Origin of the sequence: Burkholderia sp. MS455 (genome assembly GCF_016899445.1) — a bacterium.
Lineage (GTDB): Bacteria > Pseudomonadota > Gammaproteobacteria > Burkholderiales > Burkholderiaceae > Burkholderia > Burkholderia pyrrocinia_C.
The window spans coordinates 1,073,304-1,095,239 of the sequence record NZ_CP041778.1 but is presented as its reverse complement, the minus strand read 5'-3'; the positions used below and the strand labels follow the sequence as shown (position 1 = coordinate 1,095,239).

21 protein-coding genes are annotated in these 21,936 nt (G+C 66.8%); 10 read left to right on the top strand and 11 right to left on the bottom strand.

The annotated features are described in order from the left end of the window. The first annotated feature begins 20 nt into the window (after positions 1-20). The 4 genes from glmS to FPJ27_RS09570 all read left to right on the top strand — a co-directional run bounded on the left by glmS (position 21) and on the right by FPJ27_RS09570 (position 4,736). Entirely contained in the window at positions 21-1,844 is a 1,824-nt protein-coding gene (glmS, locus tag FPJ27_RS09585; RefSeq protein ID WP_204422724.1) for a glutamine--fructose-6-phosphate transaminase (isomerizing), read from the top strand. Then, entirely contained in the window at positions 1,841-3,124 is a 1,284-nt protein-coding gene (locus tag FPJ27_RS09580; protein WP_204422723.1) for a hypothetical protein, read from the top strand. The genes glmS and FPJ27_RS09580 overlap by 4 nt, the downstream gene beginning before the upstream one ends. Positions 3,125-3,398: 274 nt before the next feature. After that, positions 3,399-4,235: a cytochrome c gene (locus FPJ27_RS09575; protein WP_204422722.1), complete on the top strand. Its 837-nt coding sequence runs from the start codon at positions 3,399-3,401 to the stop codon at positions 4,233-4,235. Positions 4,236-4,256: 21 nt separating this feature from the next. Next, a complete protein-coding gene (locus FPJ27_RS09570; protein ID WP_072436535.1) occupies positions 4,257-4,736 on the top strand; it encodes a GNAT family N-acetyltransferase in 480 nt (159 codons plus the stop codon). Positions 4,737-4,817: 81 nt separating this feature from the next. Here the strand turns inward: FPJ27_RS09570 and FPJ27_RS09565 are convergent, their stop codons facing one another. The 3 genes from FPJ27_RS09565 to FPJ27_RS09555 are packed head-to-tail and all read right to left on the bottom strand — an operon-like array spanning position 4,818 to position 7,773. Continuing rightward, positions 4,818-6,068 (bottom strand): Zn-dependent hydrolase, encoded by a 1,251-nt coding sequence (locus tag FPJ27_RS09565; RefSeq protein ID WP_204422721.1) that lies wholly within the window; start codon positions 6,066-6,068, stop codon positions 4,818-4,820. Further along, positions 6,061-6,585, bottom strand: coding sequence for an L-2-amino-thiazoline-4-carboxylic acid hydrolase (locus FPJ27_RS09560; protein ID WP_072436533.1), 525 nt, complete (start codon positions 6,583-6,585; stop codon positions 6,061-6,063). Before FPJ27_RS09560 ends, FPJ27_RS09565 begins: the two co-directional genes overlap by 8 nt. A 21-nt stretch (positions 6,586-6,606) precedes the next feature. After that, entirely contained in the window at positions 6,607-7,773 is a 1,167-nt protein-coding gene (locus FPJ27_RS09555; RefSeq protein WP_204422720.1) for a branched-chain amino acid ABC transporter substrate-binding protein, read from the bottom strand. Between the two features lie 178 nt (positions 7,774-7,951). Here FPJ27_RS09555 and FPJ27_RS09550 point away from each other — a divergent pair, with 178 nt between their 5' ends. From FPJ27_RS09550 to ahpF, 4 genes are all read left to right on the top strand, one after another. After that, a complete protein-coding gene (locus FPJ27_RS09550; protein ID WP_072436531.1) occupies positions 7,952-8,848 on the top strand; it encodes a LysR substrate-binding domain-containing protein in 897 nt (298 codons plus the stop codon). 128 nt (positions 8,849-8,976) lie between these two features. Then, a complete protein-coding gene (locus tag FPJ27_RS09545) occupies positions 8,977-9,186 on the top strand; it encodes a ribbon-helix-helix protein, CopG family (RefSeq protein ID WP_204422719.1) in 210 nt (69 codons plus the stop codon). Positions 9,187-9,486: 300 nt separating this feature from the next. Then, positions 9,487-10,050, top strand: a complete 564-nt coding sequence (gene ahpC, locus FPJ27_RS09540) for an alkyl hydroperoxide reductase subunit C (RefSeq protein ID WP_034179823.1) — start codon at positions 9,487-9,489, stop codon at positions 10,048-10,050. Positions 10,051-10,169: 119 nt separating this feature from the next. After that, positions 10,170-11,768, top strand: a complete 1,599-nt coding sequence (gene ahpF, locus FPJ27_RS09535) for an alkyl hydroperoxide reductase subunit F (protein WP_204422718.1) — start codon at positions 10,170-10,172, stop codon at positions 11,766-11,768. A gap of 128 nt (positions 11,769-11,896) precedes the next feature. Here ahpF and FPJ27_RS09530 read toward each other — a convergent pair whose 3' ends face one another. After that, on the bottom strand, positions 11,897-12,811 hold the full coding sequence (locus FPJ27_RS09530; RefSeq protein WP_072436528.1) for a LysR family transcriptional regulator: 915 nt from the start codon (positions 12,809-12,811) through the stop codon (positions 11,897-11,899). A 169-nt stretch (positions 12,812-12,980) separates the two neighbouring features. Here FPJ27_RS09530 and FPJ27_RS09525 point away from each other — a divergent pair, with 169 nt between their 5' ends. Both FPJ27_RS09525 and FPJ27_RS09520 read left to right on the top strand, forming a co-directional pair. Then, complete coding sequence (locus FPJ27_RS09525; RefSeq protein WP_204422717.1) at positions 12,981-14,417, top strand: YfcC family protein; 1,437 nt, start codon at positions 12,981-12,983, stop codon at positions 14,415-14,417. 26 nt (positions 14,418-14,443) lie between these two features. Continuing rightward, positions 14,444-15,634, top strand: coding sequence for a M20 aminoacylase family protein (locus tag FPJ27_RS09520; protein WP_204422716.1), 1,191 nt, complete (start codon positions 14,444-14,446; stop codon positions 15,632-15,634). A gap of 84 nt (positions 15,635-15,718) precedes the next feature. Here FPJ27_RS09520 and FPJ27_RS09515 read toward each other — a convergent pair whose 3' ends face one another. From FPJ27_RS09515 to glnH, 7 genes are all read right to left on the bottom strand, one after another. Then, a complete protein-coding gene (locus FPJ27_RS09515; protein WP_204422715.1) occupies positions 15,719-16,510 on the bottom strand; it encodes an extensin in 792 nt (263 codons plus the stop codon). A gap of 151 nt (positions 16,511-16,661) precedes the next feature. Further along, complete coding sequence (locus FPJ27_RS09510) at positions 16,662-17,216, bottom strand: carboxymuconolactone decarboxylase family protein (RefSeq protein WP_204422714.1); 555 nt, start codon at positions 17,214-17,216, stop codon at positions 16,662-16,664. A 35-nt stretch (positions 17,217-17,251) separates the two neighbouring features. Next, positions 17,252-18,586 (bottom strand): aspartate aminotransferase family protein, encoded by a 1,335-nt coding sequence (locus tag FPJ27_RS09505; RefSeq protein ID WP_204422713.1) that lies wholly within the window; start codon positions 18,584-18,586, stop codon positions 17,252-17,254. Positions 18,587-18,601: 15 nt separating this feature from the next. Next, the gene (locus tag FPJ27_RS09500; RefSeq protein ID WP_204422712.1) at positions 18,602-19,651 is read right to left on the bottom strand and encodes a C45 family peptidase; all 1,050 of its coding nucleotides are present in this window, start codon (positions 19,649-19,651) and stop codon (positions 18,602-18,604) included. A 20-nt stretch (positions 19,652-19,671) separates the two neighbouring features. After that, on the bottom strand, positions 19,672-20,400 hold the full coding sequence (gene glnQ, locus FPJ27_RS09495) for a glutamine ABC transporter ATP-binding protein GlnQ (protein WP_047903568.1): 729 nt from the start codon (positions 20,398-20,400) through the stop codon (positions 19,672-19,674). Further along, positions 20,397-21,053 carry a glutamine ABC transporter permease GlnP gene (gene glnP / locus FPJ27_RS09490; RefSeq protein ID WP_204422711.1) on the bottom strand — a complete coding sequence of 219 codons (657 nt, stop codon included), beginning with the start codon at positions 21,051-21,053 and terminating at the stop codon, positions 20,397-20,399. Before glnP ends, glnQ begins: the two co-directional genes overlap by 4 nt. Positions 21,054-21,119: 66 nt before the next feature. Next, a complete protein-coding gene (glnH, locus tag FPJ27_RS09485) occupies positions 21,120-21,872 on the bottom strand; it encodes a glutamine ABC transporter substrate-binding protein GlnH (protein ID WP_204422710.1) in 753 nt (250 codons plus the stop codon). Between the last annotated feature and the right edge of the window lie 64 nt (positions 21,873-21,936).

Genomic DNA, 21,936 nt, shown 5'->3' with positions numbered 1-21,936 from the left:
TCTTGTGGACGAGGTGAATCATGTGCGGAATCGTCGGAGCAAGCGGCATCGGCAATCAGGTGCCGCAACTGGTCAATGCGCTGAGCCGGCTCGAGTATCGCGGCTACGATTCGTGCGGCATCGCCGTGCAAGGCAACGGACGCCTGCTCAGCGAACGCACGCTGCGGCGCGTGACGGACCTGCAGGATCGCGTGCTGACGCTCGGTCTCGAAGCGCAGACCTGCATCGCGCATACGCGCTGGGCGACGCACGGCGCGCCGTCGGAAATGAACGCGCATCCGATCATGTCGGGCGACACGATCGCGGTCGTGCACAACGGCATCATCGAGAACCACGACGCGCTGCGCGCCGAGTTGCGGCAGCGCGGCTACGCGTTTCGCGGCGAAACCGACACCGAGGTGATCGCACACCTGATCCACAGCCTCTATCGCGACGACCTGTTCGACGCCGTCATGCGCGCCGTCAAGCGGCTGCACGGCGCGTACGCGATCGCGGTGCTGAGCGCGCGCGAGCCGCAGCGCCTCGTCGCCGCGCGCGCCGGCTCGCCGCTCGTGATCGGCATCGGCGCCGAACAGAACTACCTCGCGTCGGACTGCGCGGCGCTCGGCGACCTGACCGACCGCTTCGTCTACCTGGAAGACGGCGACGTCGCGCTGATCACGCCGGAGCGCATCGCCGTGGTCGACTCGGGCGGGCACGAAGCGCAGCGCCCGCTGTGCCAGGTGAAGGCGCGCGACGGCGACGCCGCGCTCGGCCCGTACCAGCACTTCATGCAGAAGGAGATCTTCGAGCAGCCGAAGGCGATCGCCAGCACGCTCGACGGCATCGACACGATCTCGCCGGCGCTGTTCGACGAGAGCGCAAGCACGCGCGCGCTGCTGTCGCGCGTTCGGAGCGTGCTGCTGCTCGGCTGCGGCACCAGCTACTATGCGGGCCTGACCGCGAAGTACTGGCTCGAAAGCATCGCGGGCGTGCCCGCGCAGGTCGAGATCGCCAGCGAATTCCGCTACCGCGACACCGTGGCCGATCCGCGCACGCTCGTCGTCGGCATTTCGCAGTCGGGCGAGACAGCCGACACGATCGGCGCGATCGAGCGTGCGCGCGGGATGGGCCAGGATCTGTCGATGGCGATCTGCAACGTGGCGACCAGCACGATCGCGCGCAACGCGCCGCTGCGGTTCCTGACGCGGGCCGGCATCGAGCTGGGCGTCGCGTCGACCAAGGCGTTCACGACGCAGCTCGTCGCGCTGTTCGTGCTGACGCTGACGCTCGCGCAATTGCGCGGCCGGCTCGACGACGCGCAGGTCGCGATGCACCTGAAGCAGTTGCACGCGCTGCCCGAGCGCATCGGCCACGCGCTCGCGCTGGAAACGCAGATCATGGGCTGGGCCGCGAAGTTCGCGCGCACCGAGAACGCGCTGTTCCTCGGGCGCGGCATCCATTTTCCGATCGCGATGGAAGGCGCGCTGAAGCTCAAGGAGGTGTCATACATCCACGCGGAAGGCTATCCGGCCGGCGAACTGAAGCACGGCCCGCTCGCGCTCGTCACGAGCGCGATGCCGGTCGTCACGATCGCGCCGGACGACCGCCTGTTCCAGAAGCTGAAGTCCAACATGGCCGAGGTGCGCGCGCGCGGCGGGCGGCTCTACGTGCTCGCCGGCAACCAGCTCGCGATCGACGCGGATCGCGATACGCACCTGATCCGCGTGCGCGATTCGGGCGACCTGCTGTCGCCGATCGTCAACGTGATCCCGCTGCAGCTGCTCGCGTATCACGTCGGCTGCGCGCGCGGCGCCGACGTCGACAAGCCGCGCAATCTCGCGAAATCGGTGACCGTCGAATGACGGGGCGAACGCGCGCGGCGCAGGCGGGCACGCGGCCGAGCGCGGCTCGCCGCGTCGCGGCTGCGCTCTGCGGCGCGTGCTGCGTCGTCGCGACACTGCCGTCGGCTCTGGCCGCCGCGCCCGTCGTGCATACGGTCACCGTGCAGGGCCCGGCAGCGCCGCAGGAGACCGGCGACTCGCGGCGCTTCATGCACGGCATCGGCGTGGCCGATGCGGGCAACGGCAAACGCTGGGTGTTCTTCAGCAGTTCGGGCATCGTGCCGCGCGGCGCGATGCGCAACGGCAACTGGCCGCACGACGTATACGTCGGCGAGTGGCTGCCCGGCAAGCCGCACCTGCTGCACGTCCGACCGTTCATCAGCCGCCCCGAGGCGCAGGAGCCCGTGTCGATCGCGCAGAACGCGCGCGGCGACATCTTCGTCACGTTCGAGGACGGCTGGAACGCGCCGCAGGAAGTCAGCCAGCGCTACGGCATCTACCGCCGCGACCTGAAGCCGATCAAGCCCTACCCGAACGACGTCGAGTCGGGCGGCCACTCGGGGCATGTCGCGACGGTCGGCGATCGCTTCGTCGTGTTCTATTCCGCCGACTGGATCGATGGCGGCGGCGTCGACAACCTCGGCACCGGCAACGGCGTCTACCTGAAAACCTACGACGCGGCCGGGCGCGTATTGAACCATGTCGCGGTCGCGCCGCACCGCCGCGAGTGGTGGCCCGTGGTCGCCGGTTCGCCGCGCAACGCGCTGCTCGTCTGGCAGAAATTCATCGAAGGCAGCACGGACGCGACGCTCGAATACGCAATGTTCGATCCGGTCACGGCGAAGCTCGACAAGCTCGGGGCGCTGAACGGTGCGATCCGGTACTACGTGTACTCGTCGGCCTACGTGCCGGCGATCGACCGCTTCATCGTCGTCACGACGACGGCGGACGATCGCGGCGTCGCGATGCTGATCGACCCGAACGGCCGCCGCACGGCGACGCTCGACTGCCTGCCGGCGTCGGTGCGCGAATCCGGCATCGGTGTCTCCGGCACGCGTGCGTACGTGCCGACCCGCGACGGGCGGCTGCTGACGCTGGCACTTGCGCCGGCGGACATTTCGGTGAGCGGCGCGCAGCGCTCGCCGATTCCGTGGGGCACGACGGGCATTGCCGGTTTCCCGGCGCAAGGCGCGGCGATGCATTTCGTGTCGCTGACGCCGTCGGGCGCGCGCGAAACCGATTTCGAACCGCAGCGGGACACGCCGTTGTCGAAGAACGAGGTGCCGTGCGCGAATCATTGACGGCGGTCCGGTAACGGCAATGTCGTGAACGCGGGCAGTGCGCATGTCCGCCACCCTGCCCTTCGTTTCCCCCTGCCCGAACCGCGCTGCGACAACGCCAGGCCGCCTGGTAGCCGGACACGCTGTCGCGGGCCTGCCCGACCGTGGCCGCCCAACCTTTCCCGCGCCGAAGTCGCCAGCGCCGCGCGTACCGGATAGACTGTCGCCCGATTCCTTCCATCGGCCGCGGCTTGCGCGTCCTGCCGCCGCCGGAACGCCCCTTCCCGGAGAACGAATGCTGAAGCGCCAGTGGTTTTCGCTTGTGCTGCTGACGGTTTGCCTGATCGGACAACGCGCGTGGGCCCAGTCCACGCTCGAACTCGACACCGACGGCACGGCCCGCGCCCTGACGCGGCAGACGCTGCTCGCGCGCCCCGATGCGACGGAGATCCATGTGCCGCGCGACATCGCGTACGGCCGGCCGATGACGTTCCGCGCCGTGCCGTTCGCCGCGCTGCTCGGCGACACGCCGCTGCCGGCCGACGGCGTGCTCGAAACGCGCGCGGCCGACGGCTTCGCCGCGCAACTGCCGCTCGATCTCGTGCGCCGCCGCGCGCCGGCCGGCGCCGTCGCATGGCTCGCGATCGAGGATTCGGCCCATCCGTGGCCGAAGCTGCCCGGCAAGCAGGTCAGCGCGGGGCCGTTCTATCTCGTGTGGCTCGGGCCGGACGCGTCGTCGGTGCGCGGCGAGCAGTGGCCTTACCAGATCGTGCGCGTCACGATCGAATCGTCGCCGGTTGCGCGCTGGCCGTCGCTCGCCGTCGATCCTGCGTTGCCAGCAAGCGATCCGGCCCGCGCGGGCCAACACCTGTTCGTCACGCAATGCCTCGCGTGCCACCGCGTCGACGGTGCGGGCAGCAGCCATGCCGGCCCCGACCTGAACGCACCGATGAATCCGGTCGACTACTTCCAGCCCGCCGCGCTGCGCCGCTACATCCGCAACCCGGCGTCGGTGCGCGACTGGCCGGGCCGGAGCATGCCGGCGTTTCCGCCCGATCAGTTGAGCGATCGGGAACTCGACCAGATCGTCGCGTATCTCGCGTATATGGCGCGGCGCAAGGCGGGCAAGTAACAGGCAACCAAAGGAACGTTGATGACGTCAGGCGACACGCTGTTCACCATCGCATCGATCGGGGCCGCGCAGACGCATCCGCTCAGGGCAATGGTCCTGCTGAACGGCGATCTGAACGCGTGCGAACTGCCCGGCGATCATGCGCCGACGACACTGCACGTCGGCGTACTCGACCGCACGGGCGTCGTCGCCGTCGCGTCGCTTTGCGAGGAACCGCGCGACGACGATCATGCGCGGCCAGCGTGGCGACTTCGCGGGATGGCTGTCCACCCTGCCGTTCGCGGCATGGGTTTCGGGCGCGTGCTGGTACAGGTCTGTGTGCGGCACGCGGACGAACGTGGTGCCGCACTCGTGTGGTGTACGGCACGCGAAACGGCGTACCGGTTCTACGAGAAGCTCGGCTTTGCGGCCGACGGTGCGCCGGTGACGATGCCGGGGCGCACCGATACCGCGTTCCATGTAATGCGGCGATACATCGATCGGCACTCGCCGCCTGCCTGAAGCGGACCGCGCGCTTCCATCATCAGGCGAGAATCGGCGCGGCCCGGCGAACACCCGCCCGCCGAACCGCCTTCGTCAGGCTCACGCTTCCTGCGCGCTCCGCAGCACCGCGCGCAACAACACGTCGGCACCCGCCGCCGCCCATTCGGGCGTAATCGCTTCGGCCTCGTTGTGGCTCAGCCCGTCCACGCACGGCACGAAGATCATCCCGGTCGGCGCGACGCGCGCGACGTAGCACGCGTCATGCCCCGCACCGGACACGATATCCATGTGCGACAGCCCGAGCGCTACCGCTGCGTCGCGCACCGCGTCGATGCAGCGCGGCGCGAACGGGATCGGCGGGTACTTGAAGATCTGCTCGATCTGCGCGCCGAGGCCGGTCTCGTCCGCCACGCGGGCGAGTTCCGCGCGCAGCGCCGCGTCCAGCTCGTCGAGCACCGCATCGTCGGGGTGCCGAAACTCGACCGTGAAGAAGCAGCCGCCCGGCACCGTGTTGCGCGAATTCGGCCGCGCTTCGATCATCCCGACCGTCGCGCGCGCGTACGGCGCGTAACGGCGGCCGAGCACGTCGATGAACGAGATCATCCGCGCGGCGCCGACCAGCGCATCGCGACGGAATTCCATCGGCGTCGTGCCCGCGTGCGCATCGACACCGGTGAGCGTCACCTCGTACCAGCGCTGCCCCTGCCCGGCCGTCACGACGCCGATCGACTTGCCGGCCCGTTCGAGAATCGCGCCCTGTTCGATATGCAGCTCGTACGCGGCGTGCACCGGATAGCCGCCGACGGGCTCGGCGCCCGCGTAGCCGATCCGCTCCAGTTCCTCGCCGATCGTCCTGCCCGCGCTGTCGGTGCGCGACAGCCCGTAGTCGAGCGTATAGACGCCCGCGAACACGCCGGCCGAGATCATCGCCGGCGCGAAGCGCGAACCTTCCTCGTTGGTCCAGATCACGATGTCGATCGGGCGCTCGGTTTCGATGCCCGCGTCGTTCAGCGCGCGCACGACCTCGAGCCCGCCGAGCACGCCGTAAATGCCGTCGTAGCGGCCGCCCGTCGGCTGCGAATCGGCATGCGAGCCCGTCAGCACCGGCGCGGCATCGGGATTGCGGCCCGCGCGGCGCGCAAATACATTGCCCATCCGGTCCACGCGCACCGTGCAGCCGGCGTCGCGCGCCCACTGCACGAACAGGTCGCGCGACTCGCGATCGAGATCGGTCAGCGCGAGACGGCAGACGCCGCCCTTCGGCGTCGCGCCGATCTGCGCCATCCGCTCGAGCGACGCCCACAGGCGATCGCTGTCGACGCGCGGCGCATTCACGTTGTCGTCACGCATCGCCGTTCTCCGGCGCGCTCTGCAGTGCGTAGCGGAAATCGCAGCGCTTGCCGCCCTGCATGATCGTGCTCGTGCGCGTCAGCGCGATGTTCGGCGCATAGCCCTGGATGAAATAGCTGTCACGCGCGCAGCTCAGCAGGTGGCCGATTTCGCCGAGCCCCATCGCGTGATACATCTCCGCGTAGCTGCAGCGATGCACGTCGTAGTCGTAGTGCGCGTCGTCCGCGCGCCGCACCTCGACATCGAGCGCATCGTCCTTCTCCCACAGCACCTGCAGCGCGATGAACGACTTCACGCTCGTGCCGCCAGGCTCCTGCGCGGCGAACGTGCGGCCCGCGTCGACGGCCGCGCCGCGCACGGCTTCCGCGATCACGGCCTGCGCGCGCTCGGCGCCGAACTCGCGCTTCATGATCTCGTAGATCGGCTTGATGATTTCCGCTTCGATGCGGCGCCGCGCGAGGATTCCGAGGCGCGTGTCCTCGGGTGCGGCGGCGGATGCCTGGGTCGGGTCGGTCATGGGGTCGTCTCCTTGCGTCGTTTATTTCGTTGCGGTACGCGAGCCGCCGAGCACGTCCACGACGCTCCACTTGCCGCCACGCACCTGGTAGATCGTGAAGGCCGGGTCCTTCAGGTTGCCTTCGCCGTCGAACGCGATCCGGCCCGTCACGCCGGGCCGGTCGATCGCGCGGACCGCCGCGACCAGCTTCGCCGGCTGCGTCGTGCCGGCCTTCTGCGCGGCCGCGATCAGCGTGGCCGCCGCGTCGTACGCGAACGGTGCATGCAGTTCGATCGGTGCGCGGAAGCGCGCCTGGTACTGCGTGTCGAACGCGTTGCCGCCCGGCATCCGGTCGAGCGGCAGGCCCGGTTCGAGCGCGGTCACGCCGTCGCCGTCCTTGCCCGCGAGCGACAGGAAGGTCTGGCTCACGAAGCCGCCCGCGCCGAGCAGCGGCGCGTTCACGCCGAGCTGGCGCATCCGGCGCGCGATCGGCGCGGCCTGCGCATCGAGGCCGCCGAAGAACACGAGATCCGCGCGCTTGCCCTTGATCGCGGTCAGCACGCCGCTGAAGTCGGTCGTCTTGTCGTTCACGTACTGGCGATCGACGATCGCGCCGCCGTTTGCCTGCACGCCCTTGATGAACTGGTCGGCCAGCCCCGCGCCGAACGACGTGCGATCGTCGATCACCGCGATGCGCTTCGCCTTCAGCGTTTTCACCGCATACGCGCCGGTGAAGTTGCCGCCCGCATCGTCGTGACCCATGATGCGGAAGGCCGTCGCGTAGCCCTGCTGCGTGTATTGATGGCCGGTGGAAGCCGGCGCGATCTGCGGAATGCCCGCGTCGCGGTAGACGCGCGACGCCGGCACGCTGCAGCCGGTGTTCCAGTGACCGACGACGCCGATCACGTGCTGGTCGACGAGCTGCTGCGCGACCGCGACGGCCGTGCGCGGATCGGACTGGTCGTCGGCCGCGACGAGCTTGTAGACCACCGGCTTGCCGCCGATGGTCGGATGCTTGGCATTCGCGTCGTCGATCGCGAGTTGCGCGCCGTTCTGCAAGTCCTTGCCGATACGTGCGGACGGGCCGGTGAGCGGCGCGGCGAGACCGATCAGGACCGTCTGCGGCGCGGACTGCGCGAACGCGGGAACGGAAGCGACCAGGGCGGCCACCGAGAAAACGAGGCTGGCGTGAAGGAAGGCGATTTTCATGTGCGGGGGATCGGTGACTCGGGTCAAAACATGAAAAATATTAAATATTCAGCACCCAAACCCCAAATACCCAATTGTTGGATGCTTATGCCGTTCTCGACACATTAACTCAACACATTGTAAATACAAGACATTTTATTGTTGTCGCTTACCCTGATTTTTCGATAAAATTCGATACATGAAAAATATCGAACAATTGCCGCACGATCCGCCGTTGCGCGCGGTGCGTGCGTTCGAAGCGTTTGCGCGCCTCGGGTCGGTCACCGCGGCGGCGGGCGAACTCGACATCACGCCGTCGGCGGTCAGCCATCAACTGCAATTGCTCGAAGCGTTCATCCAGACGCCGCTGACGGTGCGCGAGGGCCGGCTGCTCGCACTCACCGACGAAGGGCGCGACTACTACCGCTCGATCAGCGCCGCGTTCTCGGTGCTGCGCAGCGCGACGCGCTTCGTGCGCGACCGCTCGTCGCTGCGGCAGATCACCGTCAGCCTGATTCCGCTGCTCGGCATCGGCTGGTTCATTCCGCGCTTGCATTCGTTCCTGGCCGACAACACGGATGTCGACGTGACCGTGCTGTACGCGCATCACCGCAATTACCGAAGCGATGCGTCGGACCTGTCGATCCGCTTCGGCACCGGCGACTGGCCCGGCTACCGCTGCGAGCGGCTGCTGCCGGGCGCGATGGTGCCGATGTGCAGCCCGTCGTTCCTGAAGCGCCACGGGCCGTTCCGCACGCCGGCCGATCTCGCGCATGCGCCGCTCGTGCACGACGAGGACCGCAGCACGTGGGTCAACTGGCTGCAGGGCGCCGGCGTGCGGCATGTGTCGCATGCGGTGGGGCCGATGTTCGAAGATGGCCAATTGACGCTGAGCGCCGCGCGGGCGGATCTCGGCGCCGCGCTGCTGCGCGCGCCGCTGGTCGAGCGCGAACTGGCGAACGGCGAACTCGTGAAGCTGTTCGATCACGCGCTCGACGACGGGCGCGACTACTACCTGTGCACGCGTGAGGACGCGGACATGCCGGACGGGGCACGGCGGCTGGCGGAGTGGTTGAGGAAGATGGCGGGGATTTGAGCGGGCCCGGCCGCCGCTGCGCCGTCGGTCGACTGATCAGGGAGGCTGCACGCGCATCGGCTATGCCGCAACCTTGCGCTTGCCCGACCGGATAGTCATGATGCGCGAGCCACGTAACGGAGGTTGCAATGAGCAGAATTCCGGTCGATCTGTCGGATGACCAGCATGCCGCGTTGACCACCATCGCGGCGATCAAAGGCAGTTCCCAAGCCGAGATCATTCGCGACGCAATCGATGCCTATATCGCGCAACACGCGAGGACGTCTGTCGACGACGTGTTCGGTCTATGGAAAGGCCGTCCGGTCGCCAGTCAAGAGAGCTTGCGCGCCGAGTGGTAAAGAGGCGCCGACTGTCCGATCGGCGATCTGCGGGCCCGGACTCGATCCGCCATCGCATGCGTCGTTTGATGCCTTCCCGCCCGCACCGCCGCGGCAAACATGCCGATTCAACCCGAAGGACACATTCCCCCACGTTCTCACCGAGCGGGCACCCGACCCGCGCCCACCCCACCCAATCAAGGGCCGGAAGCAGATAGAAATTCCCGATGCCCCGGATTGAAACAAGCAATTTCACAAAGTCAGGGTGAACCCGGATACTGGCAACACTCCACTCACCACTGACGCAAAGGAAACCACCACATGCCGATCATCAACACCCAAATCAAGCCGTTCAAGGCAACCGCATACCACAACGGCGAGTTCGTGCCCGTCTCCGAAGAGAACTTCAAGGGCAAGTGGTCCGTCGTCGTGTTCTACCCGGCCGACTTCACGTTCGTCTGCCCGACCGAGCTGGGCGACCTCGCCGACCGCTACGCGGAATTCCAGAAACTGGGTGTCGAAATCTACGGCGTGTCGACCGACACGCACTTCACGCACAAGGCATGGCACGACACGTCGGACACGATCGGCAAGATCAAGTACCCGATGATCGGCGACCCGACGCTCACGCTGTCGCGCAACTTCGACGTGCTGATCGAGGAAGAAGGGATGGCGCTGCGCGGCACGTTCGTGATCAACCCGGAAGGCGAGATCAAGCTGTGCGAGATCCACGACAACGGCATCGGCCGCGACGCGGGCGAGCTGCTGCGCAAGGTGCAGGCCGCGCAATACATCGCGGCGCACCCGGGTGAAGTGTGCCCCGCCAAGTGGACGCCGGGTGCGGAAACGCTGACCCCGTCGCTCGACCTGATCGGCAAGATCTGACGATCGCGCCGCGCGCCTCGCACGAGGCGCGCGACGGCGGGCCGCCGCATCGCGCGGCCCGCGCCCTCCTCCGGCACGACGTGCCCGACCATAATCATTAATACGGAATCCGAAACGCCATGCTCGACGCCAATCTCAAGAACCAACTGAAAGCGTACCTCGAAAAGATCACGCGCCCGATCGAACTCGTCGCCTCGCTCGATGACAGCGCGAAATCGCAGGAACTGCTGGCGCTGCTGAACGAGATTGCGTCGCTGACGGATCGCGTGACCGTGACCGAACGCCGCGACGACGCCGAGCGCAAGCCGTCGTTCTCGATCGGCGAGCCCGGCAAGCCGGCCGGCATCCGCTTCGCCGGCATCCCGATGGGCCATGAATTCACGTCGCTCGTGCTTGCGCTGCTGCAGACCGGCGGCCACCCGATCAAGCTCGACGACGACGTGATCGAACAGATCCGCGCGCTCGACGGCGACTACGCGTTCGAGACGTATTTCTCGCTGTCGTGCCAGAACTGCCCGGAAGTCGTGCAGGCGCTGAACGTGATGTCGCTGATCAACCCGCGCATCCGCCACGTCGCGATCGACGGCGCGCTGTTCCAGAATGAAGTCGAGTCGCGCCAGATCATGGCCGTACCGACGATGTTCCTGAACGGCGCCTCTTTCGGTCAGGGCCGCAGCAGCGTGAAGGAAATCCTCGCGAAACTCGATACGGGTGCGAGCGAGCGTGCCGCGAAGTCGCTCGAGAACAAGCCGGTGTTCGATACGCTGATCGTCGGCGGCGGCCCGGCAGGCGCGGCCGCGGCCATCTACTCGGCGCGCAAGGGCATCGAGACGGGCGTCGTCGCCGAGCGTTTCGGCGGCCAGGTGCTCGACACGATGGCGATCGAGAACTTCGTGTCGGTGCAGGAAACCGAAGGGCCGAAATTCGCGACCGCGCTCGAGCAGCACGTGAAGCAATACGACGTCGACATCATGGACGTGCAGCGCGCCGACGCGCTGATCCCCGGCGACGTGCACCAGATCCGCCTCGCGAACGGCGCGGTGCTGAAGGCGAAGACGATCGTGCTCGCCACCGGCGCGCGCTGGCGCGAAATCAACGTGCCGGGCGAGCGCGAATACCGCAATCGCGGTGTCGCGTACTGCCCGCACTGCGACGGCCCGCTGTTCAAGGGCAAGCGCGTCGCGGTGGTCGGCGGCGGCAACTCGGGCGTCGAGGCCGCGATCGACCTCGCCGGCATCGTGAAGGAAGTCACGCTGATCGAATACGGCGCGCAACTGCGCGCGGACGAAGTGCTGCAGCGCAAGCTGCGCAGCCTGCCGAACGTGACGATCGTCACGCAGGCGCAGACGACCGAGCTGACCGGCGACGGCAGCAAGCTGAACGGGCTCGTCTACAAGGATCTGCGCTCGGGCGAAACGCAGCGCATCGATCTCGAAGGCGTGTTCGTGCAGATCGGTCTCGTGCCGAACACCGAATGGCTGAAGGGCACGGTCGAACTGTCGAAGCACGGCGAGATCGTCGTCGATGCGCGCGGCGCGACGTCGGTGCCGGGCGTGTTCGCGGCCGGCGACGTGACGACGGTGCCGTTCAAGCAGATCGTGATCGCGGTCGGCGAAGGCGCGAAAGCATCGCTCGGCGCGTTCGACCACCTGATCCGGCAGGACGTGACGCCTGCGGCAGCCGCTCAGCCGCAGGCCGAAGAAGCGGTCGCCGCGTAACGCACGTCAGCGCATCGTCGCAACGGTTTGTCTCTCTTGGCCCCGCATGCCTTGGTCGGCATGCGGGGTCCTTTTTTTGCATCTTCGTCGAGTGGCGGTGGAACGCAGGTCAAAGCCCCCTTTCGTCGCTACACGGTCGACATCAACCTCACGATTTCCCGCCGCAGATAGTTCGCGGCCGGACCGAGTCGCCGCCCCGCACGCGTGACCACATAGCGATCGAACGAGCGCGCGATCGGATGATCGAGCGGCACCGCGGCGACCTGGCCCGCCGCGATCCTCTCCTGGGCCGCCCCGCGTGTCATGAACGCAACGGCGAGATTCTGCGCCGCAATCGCGACTGCCGTCGAAAACCGGTCGCAGCGGAATGCAGGCACATACGTGCGCCCGATATCGGCGAGGATCGCATCGACATGGGCCTGCAGCCCGAACTCGGCGGGCATGAAGACCAGGCGCTCGTTGGCGAGCGCTTCCATCTTCACCGATTTGCGCGACGCCATCGGATGATCTACCGAGAAGATCGCGCAGATGGGCTCGCTCTGGAACAGGCGCGCGTTCAATGTCGGATCCGTCGTGGCACCGATCGATACGCAGATATCGACCTGATCCTCCCGGGTCATCGACAAGAGCTGCGGAAGCGAACCGGTGCGCAACGCCACGGTGATACCCGGATATTTTTCCAGGAAAGGCTTGAGGACCATCGAGACCAGGCTCGCAACCGCCCCTTCGCCGGCGGCGATCGTGACCTGCCCCCGTTTGAGGCCGCGATATTCGTCGAGCTGCGCACGAAACCGGCGGGCGCTGCGTTCGCAGTCGCGGAAATAATCGACCGCCATCTGCCCCGCTTCCGTCAACTCCATTTTTCGCCCGCGACGGGTCACCAGCGACAGCCTGAGCTCGCGCTCGGCAAGGGCAACCTGCCGACTGATCGTCGACACGTTCACATCCAGACCGAGCGCTGCCTGACGCATTCCGCCGTACGTTGCGATCGCGACCAGATATTGCAGCGTGCGCTCCGAAAGACTCCGTTCGACCGTATCCAATGCTGGCTCCAGTGTTGCCTTCAATGCAACATTTTCGCAGCGATGGAAGCAACTTTCCAGACGGAATTTCGCCGATACTCCGCCCCGGAGCCGGCCCGGGCAAGCAGACAGCCGCGCCGGACCGAAAACAGGGTGGCTTACCACTCGAGCACATCAACGGAGGAGCAACATGAACGACGCCAGCCGGCCGATCGACGGCACGCGGCAACCGCGCCAGCCCACCCGCGCGCGCGAGGGCAAGAAGCCGATCAGCCCCTATGTGCTGCTGTTCGTCATGCTGGTGGCGGCCGCCATCGCGACCTGGGTCGTGCCGTCAGGCGAGTTTGCGCGAACGGTCAGCAACGGTATCAGCTTCGTCGTTCCGAACAGCCTGAAACCGGTTGCCCGGCACGGCGTGATGCCGGGCGAGATGTTCGTCGCGCTGGCCAAGGGGATGACGACTTCCGCGCCCATCATCTTCCTCATCCTGTTCACCGGCGGCGCACTGGCCGTACTCGAATCGACGGGCGCCGTCCGCAGCGCACTCGCGCTGGTCGCACCGGGGGAGCGCACACGATCGTACGTCGCCGTCGTCGTCGTTTGCTGCATTTTCTCGCTGCTCGGCACACTCGGCGTGGTGACGAATTCGGTCGTCGCGTTCGTCCCGCTCGGACTCCTGCTCGCGGAGTCGATGCAATTGCCGAAAGAAACCGGCGCCGGCATGATCTATCTCGGCACGTATGCCGGCTTCAACACGGGCATCCTCAACCCGGTAACGACCGGATTGTCGCAGCGCCTGGCCGGCCTGCCGATGTTTTCCGGCATGACGTTCCGGGTGTGCATCTATGTCGCGTTTCTGGCGGCCACCGTCATTTTCCTCGTCGCACGCATCCGTGCCTGTCGAATGAACGACGCGACGGTTCCCGACCCGGCGATCCGGGCGGCCGGTGCCCCGTCGCCCCTGTCCACGCGACGATTCGACGCCCGGCAACTCGCCGTCGTCGGCATCGTGCTCGTCTGCCTGGCAGTTTTCGTCTACGGTTCGTCCACGCGCAACTGGGCAGAGATCGAAATGATCGCGATGTTTCTCGTCATGGCGATCGCCGCCGGGATCGTGAGCGGCATGCGCCCGGGCTCGATCGCGGACACGTTCCTCCACGGCTGCGGCGGGCTCGTCAAGGGCGCGCTCGTGGTCGGCATGGCGCGGGCCATCTCGATCGTGCTCGGCGACGGCAGAATCATGGACCCGATCGTCAACACGCTCGCCGGCATGCTCGCACCCCTCGATTCCACACTGGCCGCGATCTGCATGTTCCTGAGCGCCGCGCTGATACATGTCGGCATCTCGTCCGGGTCCGGCGAATCGGCGGTGCTCGTCCCGATCTTCGCGCCGCTTGGCGACACGTTGCACCTGACCCGACAGGTCACGGTGCAGGCGGTGCTGCTCGGCGAAGGCTTCATCAACTGCTTCAACCCGACTTCCGGTGTCCTGATGGCTGTCCTCGCAACGTCCGGCATCCCGTACTTCAAGTGGGTACGTTTCGTCATGCCGCTGCTGATTGCCTGGTTCGCCATCTGCATCGTCGCCATCGCGACCGGCGTCGCGATGCATTGGGGCCCCTTCTAGTCAGCCGCATTTTTCCTGGACCGCACATGCTATTACCCGACCTCAGTTCCATCCACGATCTGCAGCCGCTTGCCGACGACATGCGCAGGCTGCGCTATACGCTGCATTGCTGCCCCGAACTGGCATTCGAGGAAGTGCAGACAGCAGAAATCGTCGCAAGTCGCTTGAAGGAATATGGCTATTCGGTCGCGACAGGGATTGCCGGCACCGGCGTGGTCGGCACGCTGCGGCGGGGTTCGAGCGAACGTCGTATCGGGATCCGCGCCGACATGGACGCGCTACCGATCGACGAACGCAATGCGTTCGGTCACAAGAGCCGCCACCCGGGACGAATGCACGCATGCGGCCATGACGGCCATACCGCGATGTTGCTCGGCGCGGCCCGACACCTCGCACAACGCGGACGATTCGACGGCACCGTGCATCTGATCTTCCAGCCGGCCGAGGAACGCGGATTCGACAGCGGGGCCAAGCGCATGGTCGAGCAAGGGCTCTTCACGCGCTTTCCCTGCGACGCGGTGTTCGCCATGCACAACCATCCGGGCGCGCCGGCGGGCACGTTCATGTTCCGCAAGGGGCATTTCATGGCCGCGGGCGACCGCGTCTTCGTGAAGGTCATCGGCAAGGGCGGGCACGCTGCCCGCCCTCACCTGGCCAACGATCCGATCGTCGCGGCTGGCAGTATCGTGATGGCATTGCAGACCGTCGTTTCGCGCAACGTCGATCCGACGCAGTCCGCGGTCGTGACGATCGGCAAGATCGCCGGAGGATCGGCCCCGAACGTGATTCCGGGCGAAGTCGAGTTGAGCATCAGCGTCCGGTCGTTCGACGCGGATGTCCGCCGGATGCTGAAGGAAAGAATCACCGCGCTCGTGCACGCGCAGGCCGACAGTTACGGCCTCCGTGCCGTCGTCGATTATGTGGAAGGCTACCCGGTAGTGACGAACGCCGAAGCCGAAACCGAGCTTGCGATCGAAGTCGCAAAAGAGCTGGTTGGCGAGGCGCGCGTGACGGAACAGATGGCTCCGTTGATGGGCAGCGAGGACTTTGCCTACATGTTACAGGCCTGCCCCGGCGCATTCCTGCGGATCGGCAACGGACCGACCGACGGCGGGAACACGCTGCATAGCGCGACCTACGACTTCAATGACGAAAACCTGGTCGTCGGTTCCGCTTTCTGGGCCAGACTGGTGGAACGATATCTACCCGTCGCATGAACGATCCATGGCAGCCGCGCGGGACCGCTCGCGCGACGGCCCGCCGTCCCACCGTCCCGCCCCCTTTCCACACCGCCGCCGACATCACTTCGCGTTGGCGGTCGGGTTGCCGGTCGGCGAATTGAGACTGCTCGACTGCCTGACCAGTTGCTCGGTCATCGCGGCGGCCACCGGGTTCGCGCCCGACGACGAACCGCCCTGCCGAGTCGAACCGGAACTCGCCGACATTGACGACACCGGTGGTGGCGGCAACGACGGGTCGAGCTTCGCCGATTCCCTGACAAGTGCGGCCGTCTCCGGCGTTTCGGATTTGGTTGCGGATTTCGTTGCGGCAGGCGCTGCGGCCGCGTGGCGTTCGAGGCCGTCGCGCTTGCGCGGTGCGCGTTGCGTGACCTGCGCCGGCGCGGCCGGCTGAGCCGGTTGCGCGGCCGGCGGGGTCGAATCCTGCGCATCGACCGTCACGACGTTGACCTTCGGCGGCGGCGCGCTCGGTTTCGTCACCGGCTGCGCTTTCTCGCTGACAACCGGAACGGCGGGGACAGATGCAGGCGCGGCGCTGACGCGCGCGGGTGCTGCCGGTGCAGGCGCCGGCGCGGTCACTGGTGCGGATGGCGGCGGCGGAACAGCCGCCTGTTTCTGCGCCGGACCGGCGTGGGCCGCCGTTGCGGCAGCCGGCGCTGGTGCCGGCGGCGCGATGGCGCCCTGCACCGCGTGATCGTTGTTCGCGGGCGCCGCGGCAACCGGCGCGGCCGAATCGCCGATGCCGGCGTCTTCGATCGCACGGTGGTCCGCACGCAGGAGCATCACGTATCCAGTGCCGGCAGCGGCTACCAGGAGCCCTCCGGCAATCATCAAGGTCTTGCGGGTACTCGTCATGCTTGCTCACCGATCATATCGACGTGAACAAGTCATGATACGCGGCCCTCGGCCGTTGATCCCGCATGAATACATTTGGTTGCATTGATGCCGGCGGCGCGATCGTCAGACGTTTCGGATCCGCTGTTCCGGCACGATCAATGCGCGGCCATTACTCCGGAAACGGCAAATCGGTTTGCCCGTCCGCACGCATGCCGAACGTGTTCAGCGTCATCGCGACGAGCGCGTAGTAGCCGAGCAGCGCAACGAGATTCACGACGGTTTCGTGGCCGAAGCGCGCTTCCGCACGCGCGAACGTCGCGTCGCTGACGCGCCGCGTATCGTACAGCTCGCTCGCGAACGCATGGATCAGCGCGTCGTCGTCCGACTCGAATGCAGGTTCGACGCCGCGCCGGATCGCATCGGCCGTCGCGGCCGGTACACCCGCGTCGAGCGCGATCGGATAGTGGATGTGCCACTCGGCCTGCGAGCGCCAGCGCGCGGCCGTCACGAGAATCGCGAGTTCCGACAGCCGCAGCGGCAGGCCCGTGCGATAGCGGCAGAACGCGCCGAGCTTCTGCGCGTGCTGGGCCAGCTCGGGGCTCGCGATCCAGCCGAGAAACGGCCCGTTCAGGTTGCCGCGCGGGCCGCTGAGAATGTCGGCCAGCACGGCTTTCTGTGCGTCGGTGGCCGACGCAGGGTCGAAGGGTGGCAGTCTGTCTGTCATGGTGATTCCGGTAAGGGTTCAGTGCATCGATGCCGTCACGCGCCGGCCGCAGCAAGCGCCGCGGCAATCGCGCCCGACAGCCGCTCGACGATCGTATCGATCTGCTGCGCGGTGCAGATGAACGGCGGCGCGATCAAGATGTGATCGCCGTGGACGCCGTCGATCGTCCCGCCCATCGGATACACCATCAAGCCGCGCTGCATCGCTTCGCGCTTGACTACCGCGTGCAGCTTCAGCGCGGGATCGAACGTCGCCTTGCTGTCGCGGTCGCGCACGAGCTCGACGCCGACGAACAGCCCGCGGCCGCGCACGTCGCCGATATTCGGATGTGCGCCGTAATGCTTGCGCAAAGATGCGCGCAACTGCTCGCCGCGCGCCTTCACGTTGTCGAGCAGCTTCTCTTCGGCGATCACGCGCTGCACTTCGAGCGCGGCCGCGCATGCGGTCGCGTGGCCGAGGTACGTGTGGCCGTGCTGGAAGAAACCCGACCCGTCGACGATCGTCCGGTAGATGCGGTCGCTGACGAGCGTTGCGCCGATCGGCTGGTAGCCCGCGCCGAGCCCTTTCGCGATCGTCAGCAGATCGGGCGCGACGCCGTCTTCATCGCATGCGTACAGGTAGCCCGTGCGCCCCATCCCCGACATGATCTCGTCGAGAATCAACAGTACACCGTACTTGTCGCACACCGCGCGAATCTTCTTCAGGTACGTGCGCACCGGCGGCACCGCGCCGGCCGTTGCGCCCACCACCGTTTCCGCGACGAATGCCGCGACGTTTTCCGCGCCGAGTTCGACGATCTTCTGCTCGAGCTCGTCCGCCAGGCGCTGCGCATACGCTTCGTCGGTTTCTCCCGCCTGCTGGTCGCGATACGCATAACACGGGCTCACGTGATGCGCTTCGATCAGCAGCGGCAGGAACGGCTCGCGTCGCCACGCGTTGCCGCCGATCGCGAGCGCGCCGAGCGTGTTGCCGTGATAGCTCTGGCGCCGTGCGATGAAATGGCGGCGCTGCGGCTCGCCCTTCTCGACGAAATACTGGCGCGCGAGCTTCAGCGCGGCCTCGATCGCCTCGGAGCCGCCCGATACGAAATACACGTGTTCGAGGCCGGCCGGTGCGGCGTCGACGAGCCGGTCGGCCAGTTCCTCGGCCACGTCGGTCGTGAAGAACGACGTATGCGCGTACGGCAGTTGCTGCGCCTGGCGCTTGATCGCGTCGATCACGCGCTGGTTGCTGTGGCCGAGACACGAGACGGCCGCGCCGCCGCATGCGTCGATATAGCGTTTGCCGGTCGAGTCGATGATCTCGATGCCGTCGCCTGCGACGGCGACGGGCAAGGTCGCGCGCGGGGCGCGATGAAAAACGGTCGTCATGCGTTGCCTCATGAATCAGGACGCGCCGTGCGCGCGCCCGGACGGCACGATGCGCGTCGCGAAGCGCTGCGTGCCGTGCTGGTGAATGGTGAAATCGATCGCCGCCGCGCCGATCGCGAACACCGCGGTCGCGAGCGTGTTCTCGTCGTCGGGGTCGGCCGGGTCGTCGCGGTAGATCGGCAGTCCTTCCGGCGCGCGATCGCCGAGCACGCGCAGCAGCGCGGCTTCGTCGATCGCGTCGATGCCGGGCGTCAGCGCATCGACGCGACGCTGGCGGTCGGCCGACGATTGCGTGACGATCTGCGCTTCTGCTTCGCAACCGGGATGCACGAGATGGTTCGCATGGCCGGCAAGCGTCGTCACGTCGATCACCGAACAACGCGCGGCGCTCGCTTCGATGCTCAGCAGCCGCGCATCGCCGGTCGCGCCGAGCGTGTGATGAAAACCGCTCGCGCGGGCATGCAGGCGCAGCACGTCGGCCGCCGCGTCGAGCGACGTCGCGTCGAGCACGGCACGCGCGAGGATCATCCGCGGCACGCCCGGTGCCGGCGTGCGAATCCGCAGGTTGTTGATCGCCTGCGCGATGCCCGCACGGTTCGCGGCAAACGTATGGCCCGGCAGCGAACCGGGGTAGTAGAAACTGATGAAGCCCGGCTTGCCTGCAGGCTGCACGTCGACGAGCAGGCAGCGCTCGCGCAGGAACGGATCGCCGTCCTCGTTGTGCGCGATCCAGCGCGTGCCGTCCGCGTCGCGCCCGGCGAGCGTCGTGCAGCCGTCCGGCGCGTTGTGGATCAGCTCGCCGCGGCAGTTCCACAGGAAGATGTCCTCGGCCGGCCAGCCGATGCCCGCCGCGATCCCGTCCAGTTCCGCGACGAGATCGGGGTATGCGGCCAGCGCGGCCTGCCGCAGCGCGCCGACGAACGGATGGCCGCGCCAGCGGCGCACGGCCTGCCATGCGCTGCTCTGCTGCATGTACGCATCTAACACGGGACGGGCGAGTTCGCCGAGGCGCACGCCGATATCGAACGGCGTGCCGGCGATGACGGGGGAAAGGGAAAGCGGCATGTCGAATGTATCGGTTTCGTTCAGGACACGTGTTTCAGGAACTCCTTCAGGCGCGGCGTCGGCGGCCGGTCGATCAGGTCGACCGGATGGCCGTCCTCGGCAATCCCGCCCTGATCCATGAACAGCAGGCGCGTGCCGACCCGCTTCGCGAAGCCGATCTCGTGCGTGACGACGATCATCGTCATCCCTTCGGTTGCAAGATCCTGCATCACTTTCAGCACTTCGTGGCGCAATTCCGGATCGAGCGCCGACGTCGGCTCGTCGAACAGCATCAGCCGCGGCCGGATCGCGAGCGCGCGCGCGATCGCGACGCGCTGCTGCTGGCCGCCCGACAGCTCGGACGGGTAATGATTCGCGCGCGATTCGAGGCCGACCTTGTCGAGCAGCGCCATCGCCTGGTCGCGCGCTTCGGCACGCGATGCGCCGCGCACCTGGATCGGCCCGAACATCACGTTCTCGAGCGCGGTCATTTGCGGGAACAGGTTGAACTGCTGGAACACCATGCCGGCTTCGAGCCGGATGTTGCGGATCGTCGTCGCGTTGCCGCGCACGCTCTGGCCGTCGACGAGCAGTTCACCGCCGGTGATTTTCTCGAGCGCGTTGATACAGCGCAACATCGTCGATTTGCCCGACCCCGACGGGCCGATCACGACGACCACCTCGCCCGCGTCGATCTTCAGGTCGATATGCTTCAGCACCGGCACGTGGCCGAAGCTCTTCGACACGTTCTGGAATTCGATCATGCTCATAGAATTCTCATCCTCCTTTCGACGAGCCGCAGCGTCAGCGTCATCGCGCCGGTCAGCAGCAGGTAGATGACAGCGACGGCGCTCCAGATCTCGACCGCCTGGAAATTGCCCGCGATGATTTCCTGACCCTTGCGCGTCAGTTCGCCGACGCCGATCACGATGAACAGCGACGTGTCCTTCAAGCTCACGATGCACTGGTTGCCGAGCGGCGGGATCAGCCGCCGGAACGCCAGCGGCCCGACCACCTTCAGCAGCACGCGCGGCATCGACAAGCCCATCGCGAGCCCCGCTTCCGTCAGCCCCTTCGGGATCGACAGCAGCGCGCCGCGCACCACTTCCGCGAGATACGCGCCGGAATTCACCGTGATCGCGATGATCGCGGCCGTCAGGCCGTCGATGCGGATGTGCGCGAGCAACGGCAGCGCGAAATACAGGAACATCACCTGCACGACGATCGGCGTGCCGCGAATCAGTTCAATGTAGACCTGTGCGAGCACGTTCATCGCCTTCGGTCCGTATGCGCGGAACATGCCCGCGATCATCCCGACGATGAAGCCGCCCACCAGCCCGAAAAGTGCGATGAACACCGTCAACCGGACCCCGTCCATCAGGTCCGGCAACGCCGCCCAGATCGCCGACCAATCGAAGTTCACTTGTCGCTCCCCGTTCGATTCAAGACCGGCGCGGCCGCATGGCCGCGCGCCGTTGCAGCGTCACGCTCACATCTTCGGCGGCTCGGCGCCGAACCACTTCTTGTAGATCTGCGCGTAGCGGCCGTCGGCCCTGATCTTCACGAGCGACGCGTTGACCTTCGGCACGAGCGCGCTGCCCTTCGGAAAACCCATCCCGTACTTGTCGCCGCTGACCGGCTGGCCCGCGACCTGCACCTTGCCCTTGCCTTCGTTGTTCACGAAGAACAGCACGTTCGGCGTGTCGTGCATCGCCGCGTCGACACGGCCGGCTTCAAGCGCGAGGTAGGCCTGGTCGATGTTCGGGAACTGGCGGATCTCCTTCGGCTTCAGGTGCGCCTTGATCCAGTCGATCGTCGCGGTGCCCGTCTTCGCGGCGATCACCTTGCCGTTCAGGTCGTCGATCGACTTGATCGTCGTGTTGCCGACCTGCACCATCGCCGCGAGGCCGCTGTCGTAGTAAGGCGCGGAGAAGTCGATCGCCTTCTTGCGCTCCTCCTTGATCGTCATCCCCGACAGCGCGACGTCGATGTTCTGCGTCTGCAGCGCCGGGATCAGGCCCGCGAAATCCATCGGCTGGATCGTGTATTTCCAGCCCTGGTCCTTCGCGATCTCCGCCCACAGGTCGAGATCGAAGCCGACGTACTTGTCGCCCTGCTTGAACTCGAACGGCATGAACGACGTATCGGTGCCGACGACGAGCGTCTTGGTATCCGCGTGCGCGAGGCTCGCGCCGAGCGCGGCAACGACCGCGACGGCTTTCAGGAAGGAACGGCGACTCATGGTTTCTCTCCGCATGATTGAGCGATGTAGCCGGCCAGCCGGCCGGCGGGAACGACGACATCAA